This is a genomic window from Chlamydia felis Fe/C-56, assembly GCF_000009945.1.
Taxonomy (GTDB): Bacteria; Chlamydiota; Chlamydiia; order Chlamydiales; family Chlamydiaceae; genus Chlamydia; species Chlamydia felis.
In genome coordinates this window covers 410684-426606 of record NC_007899.1, presented here as the reverse complement: position 1 = coordinate 426606, position 15923 = coordinate 410684, and the positions used below count along the sequence as shown (strand labels likewise).

Sequence of the window (15923 nt, the reverse complement as noted above, 5' to 3'; positions counted from 1 at the left end):
GTACTGCCTATAAAAACCATTTAATTTTGCTCAGGCCGATATGTTTGCTAGTAATTCCCAAACAAAACAAGCTCGTAGTGTTCCTTTAGGAATTTTCCACAGCCTTCTGGCCTGCCTCTATTGGGGAATAGTCTTTGTAATCCCAAATTTGTTAGGATCTTTTCACGAACTTGATATCGTCTTAACCCGTTATACCATTTTCGGGATTTTTTCTCTGTTTTCTGTTCTTTGGAAAAGACAAAATATCTTTAAAAATACTTCTTGGTCTGTTTGGGCTCAAGGATTCCTTTGGGCCTTCCTCGTAGACATAGTTTACTACTTTGGCGTAACCCTAGCCATTCGTTACATAGGTTCCGTAATAACCATTATCATCGCCGGATTGGCTCCTATAGCTGTCCTCTTTCATTCAAATATAAAGAAAAAAGAACTCTCCTACACCCTACTCTCTACTATTAGCTCCGTAATATTCCTTGGAGTCGTCCTAACCAATGTTTCAGAATTTCATTCAACAACAGTCGCAAACCCACTACAATATTTCCTGGGTCTCTCCTGTGTGATAGCTTCCACAGGCATTTGGGTTGCCTACATTATCTGCAATTATGACTTCCTGGAAAGAAACCCTAACATTTCCCCAGATTTGTGGTGTGTAATGTTAGGAATAGCCTCACTAGTGATTTGTCTACCTCTGATCGTCATTTTCGATAGTCTGGGCATTACACATATTGCTCGAGCCTTTATTTCTCATACCCCCACAACAGAGAGAGTCTTATTCATTGTTCTCTGCTCCGCTATGGGAATATTCTCCTCGTCACTAGCCATTACGGCATGGAATAAGGCCAGCCTACACCTCTCCCCAGCTCTTTTAGGAGCCTTGCTAATCTTTGAACCGATTTTTGGACTAATCTTATCCTACCTTTATGAAAAGACTCTGCCCACACTACAAGAAGGTATTGGTATTTTTCTAATGTTAGGAGGAAGCCTTATTTGTCTAATTCTTTTCGGAAGGAAGTCGAACAAAAAAGAAACAGAAGAATCCAAGATTCTTCCCTCTGCGGACTAATCAAGCTTCACCCCATGAATGCATTCAAAGATTAACACGTTCTTCTCATCTTACATCCTTTTTTAGAAAGCCCAGAAGCTTTTCTCCTTCTAAAAATAAAAGCTCATCCTAAAAAAATACTCATCGAATAAAAAATTTAGCTTCAGCTACACTCACCTTACTATCTTAATCAACAAAACTTGATAAAGATTAAATTAAAATCTCGCGTTTGAAAGTACGAAACAAAATTCATAGTGCGGACATCTTAGTGAGAGAAAAGAAACTACGTAAGTGTTCTTATGGACACATTGGCAACACTAGTGTATAGGCGTCTTGCATTATTACGCTTAAGCACTAGGGAGTTTTTCAGTCTCCAAAATATTGGAGAAGAGTAGCTGGCGTTGCCCTAGGAGGCAAGCAAATTGAAAAAAGTCACACCCCCGAATCTCATAAGTTGTGATTGTGGGAACACGTCAGTTCATTCTCCTACGACACTCGTCCCCCGAAAGTAGATTTTAAGAATTCTATGGAGAAAATTTCCGGAAAATTAGAAGGCGTACTTTTTGAAGATCACGATTCAAAGGAAACCGTTGCACGTATAAGAATACCTTATAAGGGTACGCTCGTTGTCATAAAAGGCCAATTCCCAGATTTTTTTCTACAGATTGGCATGCAGCTACATTTATATGGAAAATGGTCCGAAAACCCTAATCTAGGACAATATTTCCAAGTATATAGCTGTGATTCTCAAGAAATGCGAGATAATCGAGGTATAATCAATTACCTTACCTCTAAGCTTATCAAGGGTATCGGACCAAAAATTACCGAAAAAATCCTCGAAAAATTCCAAAATGACACTGCGTATATCCTCGATAATCATCCCGAAAGATTAATAGAAGTTCCTGGAATCAGCAAAAACCGCTGCGACAATCTCTGCGCACAACTTCGTGAACAAAAAGATCTTAGAACAACATTGCTATTCCTACAGCAATACGATATTGCTATCCACTACGGTGTAAAAATTTTTAAAAAGTATAAAGAGCACGCTATAGAGAAAATCTGTGAAGATCCTTTTCTTTTAGCTAGAGAAATGGAGGGAATCGGATTTAAAACCGCGGATCTTATTGCAACACGCCTAGGCGTGCCTTTAAATTCGCAAAGTCGATTATTTGCAGGAATACAACATGCCCTTGAAGAACTTCAAGAAGATGGACATACTTGCTATCCTCTACAAGGTCTCGCTCAAGCTGTAGAAAAACTCCTTAATCAAGATATTCCAGAAAAACTCATACAAATTGAAGAGATTATTTCTCAAGTGCATCTTATGCAAGAGAAAAATATCTTACATATTCAAGAGTTGGAAACCACCCCACACGTATGGACAAAGCATATTTACCTTGCGGAAAAGACTGTGGTTTCTGATCTAAAAAGGATCTTATTTTCCTCAAGAAAAATCCGCTCTATAGATGGAAATAAAGCCATTCAATGGGTTGAGAATAACCTAAACCTTCATCTAGAGCAGAATCAAAAAGAGGCTGTTCGCGCGTGTTTCTCAGAGAAAATCCATATCATTACCGGAGGACCAGGAACTGGAAAAAGTACCATTACTAAATCAATACTAAAGATATTCGAGCAGGTTACCTATAAAATCATTTTAGCTGCTCCCACAGGGAAAGCAGCTAAACGCATGACAGAAATTACTGGCAAGCACTCGGTAACTATTCATGCGCTACTACAGTACGATTTTAAAACCCGATCTTTTCGAAAAAACTATGAAAACCCAATAGATTGCGATCTTATCATAGTTGATGAATCGGGAATGATGGATACATATCTGTTGTATCATTTTCTAAAAGCACTTCCCGATCATGCTATCGTTATATTCATTGGAGATGTTCATCAGTTACCTAGTATCGGCCCAGGAAACATCCTCAAAGATATTATCAATTCTAGAAAGATTACTGTAACGAAGCTAAATAAGATTTTTCGTCAGGTACATGATTCTAATATTATTACCAATGCTCATAAAGTCAACGCGGGCGAGTTTCCTATACTCCACTCTGAATCAGGCCGTAAGGATTTCCTGTTTTTCCAAAAAGAAGATCCTCAAGAAGCCGTGGATCATATTGTTCATCTAGTCACACAATTTATCCCGAAGAAATACCACATCTATCCTAAAGATATTCAAATTCTCGCCCCCATGAAAAAAGGCATTTTGGGAATTCATAATCTCAATAAGGTTTTAAAATCAGCTTTAAACCCAAAGCAAGCAACTCTTCACGGTAGATTTCATTCCTATGCCGTAGGAGATAAAGTTATGCAAATCCGCAATAATTATAATAAAGAGGTATTCAATGGAGACATCGGCTACATCTCTATGATTAACTTTGAAAACAAACGTGTGGTAGTCAATATGGAAGGAAAGTACGTCGTGTACTCATTCTCGGAGCTTGATGCTCTCGTTTTAGCTTATGCTACCTCAGTACATAAATACCAAGGAAGCGAAAGCCCCTGTATTATCCTTCCCATACACACGTCCCACTTCATGATGCTCTATAGGAATCTTCTCTATACCGCCATTACGAGAGGAAAGCAGCTTGTTGTCTTAGTAGGAACAAAAAAAGCTATTGCTATAGCTACAAGAAACGATAAGGTACAACACCGCTGCACAGGACTTGGGCAAGCTCTTGAGCAACTTACCCAACCCAATATCAAGCTTGCCCATTTTCACGAATAAGAAAGCCTAATCTACAATCGCACATAACAGCTGTGGCGTTTTTAGTGAAAAAACCTCATCAGAAACATCGAAAAATTCCGAATTCCATAGGTTTTTCACTCGATCTTTGTCTTGATTTACAAGATCCAAAGATTTTGGAGATAACATATTCCATATTTCCCAAGCTGTTCCAGGAAGAATAGGATAAGAAATCAACGCCAGCAATTTCTGACAGTAGCATGCACAAAAGAGTACCGCCTCTACACGATGGGCTAATCCCTCTTTAAGCAATTTCCATGGAGCCTGATCATTAACGTATATATTTCCTAATGCCGCTAACTCCATAATCGCAGAACACGCCTTGCGCAAACTATACTTACTATAATGCTCCCGAGCTTCCTGAACGATTCTTTGCGCATCATCTAGGAACTTTTTATCTTTATCTTCTAAAAGTGTCTCGGAATATACTAATTCCTTAAATCCATTTTTCTCAGCAAAAGCAAGAACACGATTAATAAAATTCCCGAATTTACCCACAAGTTCCGAATTACAGCGTGTTTTAAAATCTAAGAAGGTAAACTCGCTATCAGAAGTTTCTGGAGCTGTTGCCGCCAACACGTAACGTAATTTATCAAGAGAATAGGTATCCAAAAAGGCATCCATATCTATGTAATTCCCTTCGGATTTACTAAATTGTGCTCCTTCAAGAAGATAAAATTCAGAAGATATTAGGGCATCCATCTTTTTATAAGGAATACTCTGTCCCAGTTCCATTGCGGGAAATATCGCAGCATGAAAAGGAATATTATCCTTCCCTATAAACTGTACATACTCTGTAGACTCTTCCAACCAAAAGTCTTTCCAAGCTTCAGGATTATTTACAGATGCCGCCCAATCCATAGTCCCACTAATATAACCAATAGGGGCATCAAACCAGACATAAAAAACCTTATTAGGAAAATCAGGAACGGGAATTCCCCAAGATAGGTCTCTGGTAATGGCGCGTGGGCGTAAATTCTTTATATAATCTACAATAAATTTTCGGACATGCTCTGGTAAATAGCTCTTGTCTATGAAATCCAATAAAGGTTCGACCATGCGTTCTAAGTGAAAATAGGCATGTTCTGTCTCTTTCAGAACGAGTTCGGATCCTGACAATTTAGATCGTGGATGTATTAGGTCAGTAGCTTCATAGTCAGCCCCACATTTTTGACACTCATCACCACGAGCTCCATCAAACCCACATCTAGGGCACGTACCTTCTACATAACGATCTGCGAGAAAACGGTTTTCTTCTTCAGAGTATAACTGAAGAGAAGTCTGATTCTCTATAAGACCTTTGGACTTCAGCTGCGTATAAAAATCCTCAACAAGGGCTTTATGAAAAGGATTTGTTGTACGTGAGAAGAAATCGAGGGAAATCTTCAATTTATCAAAAGTATCTTTATGTATCTTATGATACATATTCACATACTCTTGGTAGCCTAAACCTGCGCGTTCGGCATTTAGTGTGATTGCGATTCCATACTCATCAGAACCACAAATATAAAGGACGTCGTCCCCTAATAACCTACGAAATCTAGCGTAGACATCTGCGGGTAGATAGGCCCCGGCTATATGTCCAAAATGTAAAGGTCCATTAGCATAAGGTAATGCCGAGGTAATCAGAACTCGCGAAGGCATTATTTCACATCACTCCATGTATAAGCTGAAGGATCTTTTCTTCTTCCTGAAGTAGAACTTTCTCTTTTTCTTTCAGTAACGGGAGCGGAGATATTTTCTACATCTTCTTCTGCAAAATCAGCCTGCACGCCGTCTCTTTCTAATAAAACCAAAGCCTCAATAGCAGCATTAGAAGAACGAACATCGCCTTTTGCTATCCTGATTTTTGCCTGTTTGATTGCATAATTAACCAAACTAAATGGGCTTTCAAACAATTGGTTTAACTTTTCATTGGTTAAACGATCTTTGTTGGTCATAATACGTTCCTATGTTCTTCTGCTATAAAAATACTTTTCAAAATCTCGTAAGATTTTTCCAAATCATCATTGATAATGACGTATTCAAATTTACTGGAAGCAGCTTGTTCTATGAGACTGTGCTGCAACCGTTCTTGTCTTTGAGCATCTTGTTCAGATCCTCTATGTTTTAAACGCCTTTCTAATTCTTCCAGGGAGGGAGCGGAAATAAAAATAGTCACGGTAGGAATTTTACTCCGTAAAGCTAAAGCTCCCTCCACATCAATCACTGCAATCGCGTGTTTTCCAGATTTCCAAATTTTATCAATTTCTAAACGACTAGTTCCGTAATATTCTCCGAAAAGAGCTACCCATTCTAGAAAATCACCACTATCTAATCGTTTCAGAAACTCTTCTTGAGAAACAAAATAATAATCTACACCGTGAACTTCTTCAGGACGAGGCGATCGCGTTGTTAATGACACAGTTTTTTGAAAAGAATCCGGGAATTCCTCTGCTAACATACGCACTAGCGTAGTTTTCCCCGCTCCGGCAGGAGCACTAATAGTAAATAGCTTCGGTACACACAGAGGTCGATCGGGAGAAAAGGGGAAACTAACTTTATCTTTCATAAAATATCAGACTACCTGCGCCTTATGGGAGCAAAACTCTTCCTATGACAATCACAGGGACCGAAAGCCTTCAATGCTGCCAAGTGAGCAGCAGTACCGTAACCCTTATGCTTATCAAAACCATAATCAGGATAACGCTGGTGAAGCTCTCGCATTAAATCATCTCTATATTCTTTAGCTATAATCGATGCTGCAGCAATGGAGGCTACTTTTGAATCCCCTTTAATAATCTTCTTACAAGGAATCTTATGGGGCAGATGCAAACCATCCACAAGAAGAAAATCAGGATGAACAGGTAGATTGGCTATAGCTACTGCCATAGCTTCCTTGGTCGCTTCAAGGATATTGATCTCATCTATTCTTTCTACAGAGACAACTCCGATTCCATAATATACATCCGGATCATTCACAAGAATATCGCGCATTCTGCCTCTTTCCTTGGGGGAAAGTTTCTTGCTATCATTCACTCCGGCAAATATCTTTCCTCGAGGAAGAATGCAGGCTCCCGCAACCACAGGTCCTGCTAATGGGCCTCGACCGACCTCATCTACACCAGCTATAATGGAAAAGCCCTCACTAAAAACTTCTTCTTCAAAGATAGTCTTAGACAAAAACAGCTGTTCTTCAACTAGGGTATGCATAGATCGGTATGTCTTAAATAAAATCAGGAATCAGCTAGATTCAATAGCTATAACTATTTTTTAGAAGATCTAGGACCAATATACTCTTTAACTTTAGCAGCCTTACCAGTCTTACCTTTCAAGTAGTACAGACGAGCTCGAGAAACCTTACCACGTTTCACTACTTCAATACCTACAATCTTAGGACTATGAAGTAAGAAACTCTTTTCCATACCTTCGCCATAAGCTACTCGGTGCAAACAAACGGTTTCTCCTGCTCCGCCACCTCTACGAGCCATCACAGTACCTTGAAATACTTGTGTACGTTCTTTACCACCGTCCACAATTTTTGTAGCTACACGAATGGTGTCTCCAACACGAAAATCTTCCAAATCTTCTTTTCGAAGTTGTTCGTCTTGCAATTCCTTAATTAAGTTCCCCATATACTTCACCTAAATTCTCTATTTCTATTTTGCCTTTTTGCAAGAGATTGCCCATAAATGGCCGTCAAAATCACGAACTAATCTCACCGCTCCACGATCGTCAGCTTGTTCTAGAGTCCCTCCAAGCATTTTCCATCGTCCTAAAAAACTATAAAAATCGTTTTCACAATCTAGTCGAAGCGACAAAACGGCTGTATTTTTATTTTTTAACCCCACTTCTTGCAAATGTAGTACCATCTGCGTTTTCCCTGGGATGTATAGCTTATCACCAATAGGCTGATTTGATTTAAATACCTTAGAATAAAATCTTTTTGACCGATTTATGTTTTCAACATCCAAAACTACAGCACACTCTCCTTCAAAGGCAGACTGCTTTGGATCGGCTTCCATCTGGGGAACATCCTCACTCTCTCGATCATAAAGATAGCGAACATATAAATCAGGCCGTCTTTCCCGGGTTCTATCTAAACTTACTTGCTTTCTCCATCGAGCAATTGCTTGATGATCTCCTTGAAGAAGCACTTGAGGAACCTCTCTACCTTCAAACACTCGAGGACGTGTATATTGAGGTCCTTCTAACAACCCATTTTCTAGAGAATCCTTTTCTGCGCTCTCCTGATTTCCCAAAACTCCGGGAATAAAACGAGATAGGGCATCGATTACAACTAAGGCAGCAATTCCCCCATTAGTTAATACATAATCACCGATACTTATCTCTTCATCCACTTCAATTTCTAAGGCTCTTTCATCAATGCCTTCGTAGTGTCCACACAAGAATATCAAATGTGAGCACTTTGCTAATTCTCGGCTTTTTTGAGCTGTTAAAGGCACTCCTTGTGGTGAAAGATGAATTACCCTGGATTCTCTTCTTTTAACATATCTTATTGCCTGCACCACAGGCTCTGCCATAAGAAGCATTCCATCATTATTAAAAGGGGCATCATCTACCTGTTTCCATTTCCCCAACCCAAATTCTCGTATATCTCTGGATTGGATTTTCAACAGCCCGTTCTTAATAGCCCTACCCAAAATACTGGATCGCAAAGGGCTATCAAAATAATCTGGGAATAAAGAAAGTATATCGATCTCCATCCCATAATCCTAAAAATTATTTAGAAACAGCTTGTGCGGTTTCAGCTCTTTTTAAAGAACGACGTTGGCGATAAGCACGGCGTTTTTGGCACATAACAGCCTTGCGCGTCATTTTCTTAGCCATTAATTCACTGTAAACCCCCGGAGCTCCTTGTTTAATCAAAACAGCAGCTTTCTCTGTAAGTTCGGCGCCTTGATTTAACCAATGAAAAATCCGTTCGCTTTTCAATTGATAATTCACTGTGCTGTGAGGATCGTACCAACCCAACAATTCTATGTATCTACCATCACGAGGAGACTCTACGTCAGCAAGTACTAATCTATAGACTACGTGATTTCTTCGCCCTTGTTGTCGTAAACGAATTTTTAACGCCACAGGTTTCCTCCAGACATTTTCTTTTTCATTTGTTCTATTTTTTCTTTACTCATATTTTTAAAAAACTTTTTAGATTGCATCATACGCTTGCGGAACTGATTTACATCACCTAAAGTCAATCCGCAGCCAGCCGCTATTCTTTTCATGCGGCTCATATCTAACTCTACCTTTTCACTTCTCTCTTGAGGAGTCATAGAGAGGATAATAGCTTCTGTTCTTTTCATATGTTCTTCGGAGTCCGCAATCTCTTTATCACTAGGTTTCATGCCACCAAAACTTGGCATCATCCCCATAAGCTTTCTGAGTGGACCCATACGTCGAAACGCCTTCATTTGCTTATAGTAATCTTCATAAGTGAAGGTCGATTCTATTAACTTTTTCCCAAGTTCTTCGTCTTCTTCCTCTGAGATACATTCGCGCATTTTTTGAACAAAATGCATAGTATCTCCCATACCCAAAATGCGATCCGCCATAGACTCCGCATTAAAAGGTCGAAGATCTTGGATTTTCTCACCACACCCTTCAAATTTTATTGGTTTTCCCAATAAACTTTTCATTGACAGAACAGCACCTGCGCGAGCATCGCCATCCGTCATGGAGATAATAACTCCAGTAAGATCTAAACAATCATCAAATGCTTTGGCTGTAGTAACAGCGTCTTGCCCCATAGCCAAGTTCATTACAAATAGCCTTTCGCAGGATTTAGAGGCCTTTTGTATGGAAGCCAATTCTTCCATCATAGCCTCATCCACATGCAATCGACCGGCTGTATCAATTAAAACAAGATCATGACCGTTCTGTTTTGCATAATCTAAAGCTTGAGAAACAACCTTTACAGGGTCTTGCGCTTCGCTATTATACAGCTCTGCTTTGGTTTTTGAAATCAAATTTCTTAATTGATCTACTGCTGCATAGCGCTTCAAATCGCAAGGAACAACCAACACTTTCTTTGCCTTACGTTTCTCTAGAACATAAGCTGCGAGTTTAGCGCATGTCGTAGTTTTCCCTGTTCCCTGTAAACCACAAAGCAAAACCACTCCAGGGTTTCCTGAAGTCGTTAAATCAGCTTCACTACTGATGAGCAATTCTGTCAATTCTTCGTGTAAATGTCGTATAAACTGTTGTCCGGGGGAAACGTGTTTCCACACCTCCTCTCCAAGAATTTTTTGCTTTACCTTAGCAATAAAACTTTTAACGACATGGTAATTCACGTCAGCATCTAGCAAAGCCAAGCGGACTTCTCGGATCGCTTCAGATATGTTTTCTTCAGTAATTCTACGAGAGGAAATCAGCGAAGAAAAAATCGAGGATAGTTTTTGCGATAAAGAACTGATCATCTACTCAGCAAAAATCAAGAATAATCTCATGAGGATACAGCATCACTTGCTTGATTTTCAAGAAAAAAAATCCTATCGCAACCTGAGAGATCTTGGTATATAGTTCCAGAAACACCACGGCCTGCAAAAATTTTTTTTATTAGTTCTCCTTGCCGATAGCCAATTTCTAACCATCCCACACCTCCGGGGCATAAAACAAGGTCTAAATCTTGAGCTATTCTTTCATAGAACTCGACTCCAGAACTTCCTCCAACCAAAGCTTTCCATGGTTCATGACAACGCACCTCAGGGTCCACGTACATGATCTCACTAAAAGAAAGATAGGGCGGATTACAGACAAAAGCATCTGCCGGATAAGAGTAGGGAGAAAATAAGTCCCCAAGAAGAATTTCCACTTTTAAATTATTTATAGAAGCATTTGCCTTAGCTACAGCCACAGCTTTTGGACAAATATCTGAAAGAACAACCTGAATCTCAGGACAATATTTTTTTACAGACAATCCTAGACACCCACTACCACAACACACGTCATAAAACGTCCGAATATGAGGATGCTGGGTTAAATACTTTATGATCCGCTCAGCAAGCAATTCTGTTTCCATTCTAGGAATAAGCACGCGAGAATCCACATCTAAATGCAGACCTAAAAAACTCACGCTACCATGAATGTAGGACGTAGGGACTCGCGCTGCCCTTTGTTGAACACGTTTCCAATAAGTTTCTAAAGAATCTGCATCTAGAACTACAGACGCTAATTGCGCCCGAGAACTTATTCCAAGAAAATCCATCAAAATATCAGAAGCCTCTCTATCGGAGAAAGCAACGCCATGATATTTTAAATATGCAGAAGCTTTGCTAAGAATTCTCTTCGTTTCCATTTTGAAAGAGCTGGTGATAAGCGTGGCTAACTAATGCTGAAGTAATGGTGTCTAAATCCCCTTCCATAACTTTATCTAAATTGTACAGAGTAAGGCCTATTCTATGATCGGTCACGCGATTTTGCGAGAAGTTATAGGTGCGAATTCTTTCCGATCGATCTCCACTACCCACCTGAGCCGAGCGCATAGCCGAAGCTTCTTTATGACGTCTTTGCATCTCAGCATCACGTATACGAGCCTTTAAGATACGCATAGCTTTGGCTTTATTTTTATGCTGACTACGTTCATCCTGACAAGTAACAACAACACCCGTAGGCAAGTGAGTAATTCTTACTGCTGAGTCTGTAACGTTTACGTGCTGGCCGCCAGCGCCGGAAGCTCTAAAAGTGTCTATTTTTAAATCTTTCTCATCGACAAAGACTTCTTCATCGTCTTCTGCTGGTTCTGGCAATACGGCCACAGTAATCGCAGACGTATGAACACGTCCTTGAGTTTCGGTTTCGGGGACCCTTTGAACTCGGTGAGTTCCCGCTTCATACTGAAGCAAGCGCTTTACCCCAGTTCCTGAGATACCCATGACATATTCTTTATATCCGCCGATATCAGATTCAGAAGCTGAAAGCTCTTCATATTTCCATCCTTTAGCAGAAGCATACAGATGATACATCCGCACACAATCCCCCACAAACAGGGCCGCCTCATCTCCTCCTGTACCCGCGCGCAATTCCATGATCACATTTAAATCATCATCTGGATCGGGTGGCACCAATAAATTTTCTAAAATTTTATAAAGCTTTTCAATTTCAGATTTTCCTGATTGAATACCCTCTTCTAGCATTGCAATCATCTCAGGATCTTTTTCTTGAGCCAGAGCATGTTTATCATCATTGAGAATTTTTTCGTGTCTTAAAACCTTATCATACACGTTTTTTAATTCAGTAAGACGTGCGTGCTCCCTACTCAAACTACTATACTCTTTAGGATTATTAAAAATTTCCGGATCAGAAATCTTAACTTCCACTTCCTCTAGGCGCTTCAAATACTCTAGAATCTTTTTTTCCATGCACCACTTCTCAATCGAGAGTTTCTGACAAACTTCTCGACTTGAGAACGAGAAGCTCTTATATTCAAATTATTTAACTTCTGGGGGCTCGTAGCCGCCAATGGAAGCTTTCACAGCGATACTACAAAAGCATCTTCGGATCAAATGACTGCAAGCAAAGCCTTTGATTGCTTTGCAAATCAGTACCATGAGTTATAGTTTTATCACACCCAATCAATATGAGTCACTGCAAACACACAAAAATTACTAACAGCTATTTGTGGGTGTGGGTGTAAGAATATGTTTGTCATAAGGCGTGAATATTTCAGATTAAAGCTTTACACAAAAAAACACGCTTCAATACCCAATTAAAATAGAGAATGACAACGTGTTTATAAAAACATTAAAACTTAAAAAGAGAAGACTATTTCTTTTTCTTTAGTGAAGGCTTTTTCTTGCCTTTGGCAACAGGTTCTTCAGCAACTTGAACAGGTTGCGCAGGCTTTACATTACTGTAACGTTTTAAGAACTTATCTACCCGGCCTTCGGCATCCACTAATCTCTTACTTCCTGTGAAGAAAGGATGTGAAGAAGAAGACACACTGACGTAGCACACAGGATATTCTTGTCCTTCAAAAACTTCCGTCTTATCGCTTTGATATGTAGATCCGCAAACAAACTTATATCCCGTAGAAGAATCTACGAATAAAACTTGCTTGTAGTCAAGATGAGTGTTCTTTTTCATATTGACAACTCCAAAATCACCATCTTATGGTATGTGGGAAACACATTATGAAATACTAAAGGAAAAGTGTACAGAAATACCTTATGAAAAAGCAAGAAAAAACACGCTTATCTTCTCTGTTCCAAAGACTTTTTGTTTTAGTGATTTTTCTCTTTCCCTGTTCAGCTTTCTCGGAATTTTCACACTCTTTAAAAAAGAATATTTTTCTTGCTCAAACTGGAGACTATGCGGTTTTTAGCAAGGGCTCTCAAAAGTTTTTTTTGTTTGTAAAATCTGCGTCTCCGGAATCTATGTGGATAGAAATGACAGAATTTCCACATTTATCTCAACAAGACCGCGCATTAATACAAAACACTCCGTGGAAAAGTCTAATTAATAAGCTCCTTTCACCTAGAAGAATTTTTTTAATTTCCCTGACAAAACAAGACATATGTATTTTTTGTTTGAACCCCAAAACCCAAGAATTGCGTCGCATGCAAACGAACGATCTTCCTATGTTCGTTACCCTTCTACAACTTTCTTTAAACGAAGCTCCGGCGCATTTAATAAAAAAACAGGGGAACAATCAAAGTCCATGGTCCCCTAAAATTACTATAGAAGGAAATGGCTCAGTTAAAGCGCCTGCGCAAGCTTGGCATGCAAAATGGCCTAAGGACTCTTCTGTTTTATCAGAGAAAAATGTGCTAATGTATTTTACAGCCCCAGAAATTTCTGTTTTCCCTTTATGGACTAGTATAGAAACTCCGAAAGGAACGATTGTTTTAAGAACAATAGATGTGGGTCATAACGCCGTATCTCCTTATTCCTATAGTCTTCCGAATATTAAGGAATAAATCAGACAGGCAAAACCTATGCTAACATAACTCCTAGACGTTTTTTAGATGAAATTTTGAAAAACACCAAATTCTTAAACCTGTCTAGAAAATATTTTTGATTGAAAAATCTAATACAGTAAAATAGTAACCAAGGCTTTTTAGACGCTCGTATTTTAATTTTTAACACTACAATTAAAATATGCGTATAGCTTTTGTCTATTTTAGATGCGCTAAGTATAGCCATAACTTCGATTAGGGACACGCCCTTTTCGATTTCCCAATAAATGTGGGAAAAATCAAACTCAGAAAGTAATTAAGAGTTTCTTTAGGCATCTTCATGAAATATCGATATTCCTTAAATAAAAGTCGTCAAGTACTTCGTTCAACCTATCAATTACTTAAAAACAAAAAACTCTCTCAACACCCCGAATCTAAAAAAGAACTGCAAACGTTATTGGAACAACTTGAAGATGCCATCTTTCAACAAGATCAAGAAACTGCAAGCCAACTTGCAAAACAAGCGCAACAATTTGCGAAGCACTACCCAGCATCTTTTGCCAAAAAGTCTTGGGAACTCACTAAAGCCATTCTTTTTGCTGCTGTTGTAGCTTTTCTTATTCGCCAATTTTGGTTTGAACTTTATGAAGTTCCTACTGGATCCATGCGACCAACTATTTTAGAACAAGACCGGATGATTGTTTCTAAAACAACATTTGGCCTACATTTTCCTTTTAATAAAAAACCCTGGGGATTTCGCCCCGAAGCTGTAACTCGCGGGGGGCTTGTAGTTTTTACTGTTGGCGACCTGCCCATCCCCAACTCCGATACCAAGTATTTTGGATTCATTCCGGGGAAAAAACGTTATATTAAGCGCTGCATGGGGAAACCCGGAGACACTCTCTACTTTTATGGAGGGAAGATTTACGGCCTAGATAAAGATAACAAAATTATTCATTTCCCCACGACTTTTGGACTTGAGAATCTCTATCACGTTCCTTATATATCTTTTGATGGCTCTGTAGAAATCGTAAATAGCGATAAATCTTCTGCTTATTTTAAGCAAATGAATCAACCTTGCGGGAAGATTTCCCTACCTCAAGAAGGCACCTATGGGAAATTTTTCCACAATAATGCCTGGCATAATGACATCCCCAATGGATTAAAAACTCCTCATCCCTCTCCTGTTAGCTATTCTGATCTTTTTGGAATGGGCAACTACGCAATGGTGCGCATTCTCACACACAAACAAGCTAGCCTATGTCATACACTGCAGACTCCAACAGCTCAAACATACCTAGAAATATGTCATACTCCAAATGTTTCCTATCCTAAGCCCCATCTTCAACATTACAACAATCAGATAGTTCCTACAATCCAACCCATGAAAACGCTTCTTCCTTTACGACAAGAGCACATCCATCTTATTAGGAACAATTTAACTACTTCAAGATTTATTATTTCTGACGGTGTTGCCTACAAGTATCAGCCATTTGCTCCGGGTGCAGAGAGAACTGCTAAACTTTTTGCACTTCCTTTCCCTGGAGTCGATAACGGTTGTTATGAGTATTCAAAAGGAGAAGCTTATAAAATAGGTTTTGGAGGCATGCGCCAGAAGCTAAAACCGACGCATGCATTAATGCAGTTAAATGACAATCAAGTCATTGATTTGTTCAATTGTGGCATTAATTTTAGTTCTTTCTTCATTCCTAAAAATCCCAAATACAATCCTTTACCAAGCCGTTATGCATTCTATAATCAAGGGAATCTCTATGTTATGGACTCCCCGATTTTCATTAAAAATGATCCTGCTTTGCAAAAATTCGTAGAATCTGAGAAAGCTAAACAGGAAGCTTCTTCAGAAGAACGTCCCTACATAGGTTTTATCGATAGAGGACCGCCACCTCAAGATTTAGAACAATTCTCAGAGTTTATTCGCAATTTTGGAATACGAATTCCTGAGGGCCATGTCTTGGTTTTGGGAGATAATTACCCAATGAGTGCCGACAGTAGAGAATTTGGTTTTGTTCCTTTAGAAAATCTTTTAGGGTCACCTTTATGGATTTTCTGGCCTTTGGGTCATTTTGGACATTTAAAAAATGTTCCCGCTCCAACCACGTTACCAGGTTACTTAGTTAACGGTTTGGCCCTGGGATTCTTTATCTGTCTCTTTGGACACATGTACTACCAAAGACACCGACGTTTATTTCCAAGGAATGAGAAAAAACAATAA

15 protein-coding genes are annotated in these 15923 nt (G+C 39.2%); 4 read left to right on the top strand and 11 right to left on the bottom strand.

The genetic code is table 11. From position 1 onward, the window contains the following. Window positions 1-40 precede the first annotated feature (40 nt). Together CF_RS01835 and CF_RS01830 are read left to right on the top strand one after the other, a co-directional pair. Window positions 41-1060 carry a DMT family transporter gene (locus CF_RS01835; protein WP_011457914.1) on the top strand — a complete coding sequence of 340 codons (1020 nt, stop codon included), beginning with the start codon at window positions 41-43 and terminating at the stop codon, window positions 1058-1060. Between the two features lie 505 nt (window positions 1061-1565). After that, window positions 1566-3776 (top strand): SF1B family DNA helicase RecD2, encoded by a 2211-nt coding sequence (locus CF_RS01830; protein WP_011457913.1) that lies wholly within the window; start codon window positions 1566-1568, stop codon window positions 3774-3776. A 6-nt stretch (window positions 3777-3782) separates the two neighbouring features. Here CF_RS01830 and metG read toward each other — a convergent pair whose 3' ends face one another. The 11 genes from metG to CF_RS01775 form a co-directional block, all read right to left on the bottom strand. After that, window positions 3783-5438, bottom strand: a complete 1656-nt coding sequence (metG, locus tag CF_RS01825) for a methionine--tRNA ligase (protein ID WP_011457912.1) — start codon at window positions 5436-5438, stop codon at window positions 3783-3785. Continuing rightward, window positions 5438-5734 carry a hypothetical protein gene (locus CF_RS01820; RefSeq protein ID WP_011457911.1) on the bottom strand — a complete coding sequence of 99 codons (297 nt, stop codon included), beginning with the start codon at window positions 5732-5734 and terminating at the stop codon, window positions 5438-5440. Before CF_RS01820 ends, metG begins: the two co-directional genes overlap by 1 nt. Continuing rightward, window positions 5731-6345 (bottom strand): guanylate kinase, encoded by a 615-nt coding sequence (gene gmk / locus CF_RS01815; protein ID WP_011457910.1) that lies wholly within the window; start codon window positions 6343-6345, stop codon window positions 5731-5733. The genes CF_RS01820 and gmk overlap by 4 nt, the downstream gene beginning before the upstream one ends. 11 nt (window positions 6346-6356) lie before the next feature. Next, on the bottom strand, window positions 6357-6986 hold the full coding sequence (locus CF_RS01810) for a ribonuclease HII (RefSeq protein ID WP_011457909.1): 630 nt from the start codon (window positions 6984-6986) through the stop codon (window positions 6357-6359). Between the two features lie 53 nt (window positions 6987-7039). After that, window positions 7040-7408 (bottom strand): 50S ribosomal protein L19, encoded by a 369-nt coding sequence (rplS, locus tag CF_RS01805; protein WP_011457908.1) that lies wholly within the window; start codon window positions 7406-7408, stop codon window positions 7040-7042. Between the two features lie 24 nt (window positions 7409-7432). Continuing rightward, a complete protein-coding gene (gene trmD, locus CF_RS01800; protein ID WP_011457907.1) occupies window positions 7433-8500 on the bottom strand; it encodes a tRNA (guanosine(37)-N1)-methyltransferase TrmD in 1068 nt (355 codons plus the stop codon). 16 nt (window positions 8501-8516) lie between these two features. Then, window positions 8517-8876: a 30S ribosomal protein S16 gene (locus CF_RS01795; RefSeq protein WP_011457906.1), complete on the bottom strand. Its 360-nt coding sequence runs from the start codon at window positions 8874-8876 to the stop codon at window positions 8517-8519. Next, window positions 8867-10213 (bottom strand): signal recognition particle protein, encoded by a 1347-nt coding sequence (gene ffh, locus CF_RS01790; RefSeq protein ID WP_011457905.1) that lies wholly within the window; start codon window positions 10211-10213, stop codon window positions 8867-8869. Before ffh ends, CF_RS01795 begins: the two co-directional genes overlap by 10 nt. A 26-nt stretch (window positions 10214-10239) precedes the next feature. Further along, on the bottom strand, window positions 10240-11091 hold the full coding sequence (prmC, locus tag CF_RS01785) for a peptide chain release factor N(5)-glutamine methyltransferase (RefSeq protein WP_011457904.1): 852 nt from the start codon (window positions 11089-11091) through the stop codon (window positions 10240-10242). Next, entirely contained in the window at window positions 11069-12154 is a 1086-nt protein-coding gene (gene prfA, locus CF_RS01780; RefSeq protein ID WP_011457903.1) for a peptide chain release factor 1, read from the bottom strand. Before prfA ends, prmC begins: the two co-directional genes overlap by 23 nt. A 403-nt stretch (window positions 12155-12557) precedes the next feature. Continuing rightward, the gene (locus tag CF_RS01775) at window positions 12558-12878 is read right to left on the bottom strand and encodes a type B 50S ribosomal protein L31 (RefSeq protein WP_011457902.1); all 321 of its coding nucleotides are present in this window, start codon (window positions 12876-12878) and stop codon (window positions 12558-12560) included. Between the two features lie 83 nt (window positions 12879-12961). Here CF_RS01775 and CF_RS01770 point away from each other — a divergent pair, with 83 nt between their 5' ends. After that, window positions 12962-13711 (top strand): hypothetical protein, encoded by a 750-nt coding sequence (locus CF_RS01770; protein WP_011457901.1) that lies wholly within the window; start codon window positions 12962-12964, stop codon window positions 13709-13711. A 319-nt stretch (window positions 13712-14030) separates the two neighbouring features. Continuing rightward, complete coding sequence (gene lepB / locus CF_RS01760) at window positions 14031-15923, top strand: signal peptidase I (protein ID WP_011457900.1); 1893 nt, start codon at window positions 14031-14033, stop codon at window positions 15921-15923.

Coding starts and splice junctions, on each gene's coding strand:
- CF_RS01835 (WP_011457914.1), top strand. CDS start 41: ATGTTTGCTAGTAATTCCCAAACAAAACAAGCTCGTAGTGTTCCTTTA.
- CF_RS01830 (WP_011457913.1), top strand. CDS start 1,566: ATGGAGAAAATTTCCGGAAAATTAGAAGGCGTACTTTTTGAAGATCAC.
- metG (WP_011457912.1), bottom strand. CDS start 5,438: ATGCCTTCGCGAGTTCTGATTACCTCGGCATTACCTTATGCTAATGGA.
- CF_RS01820 (WP_011457911.1), bottom strand. CDS start 5,734: ATGACCAACAAAGATCGTTTAACCAATGAAAAGTTAAACCAATTGTTT.
- gmk (WP_011457910.1), bottom strand. CDS start 6,345: ATGAAAGATAAAGTTAGTTTCCCCTTTTCTCCCGATCGACCTCTGTGT.
- CF_RS01810 (WP_011457909.1), bottom strand. CDS start 6,986: ATGCATACCCTAGTTGAAGAACAGCTGTTTTTGTCTAAGACTATCTTT.
- rplS (WP_011457908.1), bottom strand. CDS start 7,408: ATGGGGAACTTAATTAAGGAATTGCAAGACGAACAACTTCGAAAAGAA.
- trmD (WP_011457907.1), bottom strand. CDS start 8,500: ATGGAGATCGATATACTTTCTTTATTCCCAGATTATTTTGATAGCCCT.
- ffh (WP_011457905.1), bottom strand. CDS start 10,213: ATGATCAGTTCTTTATCGCAAAAACTATCCTCGATTTTTTCTTCGCTG.
- prmC (WP_011457904.1), bottom strand. CDS start 11,091: ATGGAAACGAAGAGAATTCTTAGCAAAGCTTCTGCATATTTAAAATAT.
- prfA (WP_011457903.1), bottom strand. CDS start 12,154: ATGGAAAAAAAGATTCTAGAGTATTTGAAGCGCCTAGAGGAAGTGGAA.
- CF_RS01775 (WP_011457902.1), bottom strand. CDS start 12,878: ATGAAAAAGAACACTCATCTTGACTACAAGCAAGTTTTATTCGTAGAT.
- CF_RS01770 (WP_011457901.1), top strand. CDS start 12,962: ATGAAAAAGCAAGAAAAAACACGCTTATCTTCTCTGTTCCAAAGACTT.
- lepB (WP_011457900.1), top strand. CDS start 14,031: ATGAAATATCGATATTCCTTAAATAAAAGTCGTCAAGTACTTCGTTCA.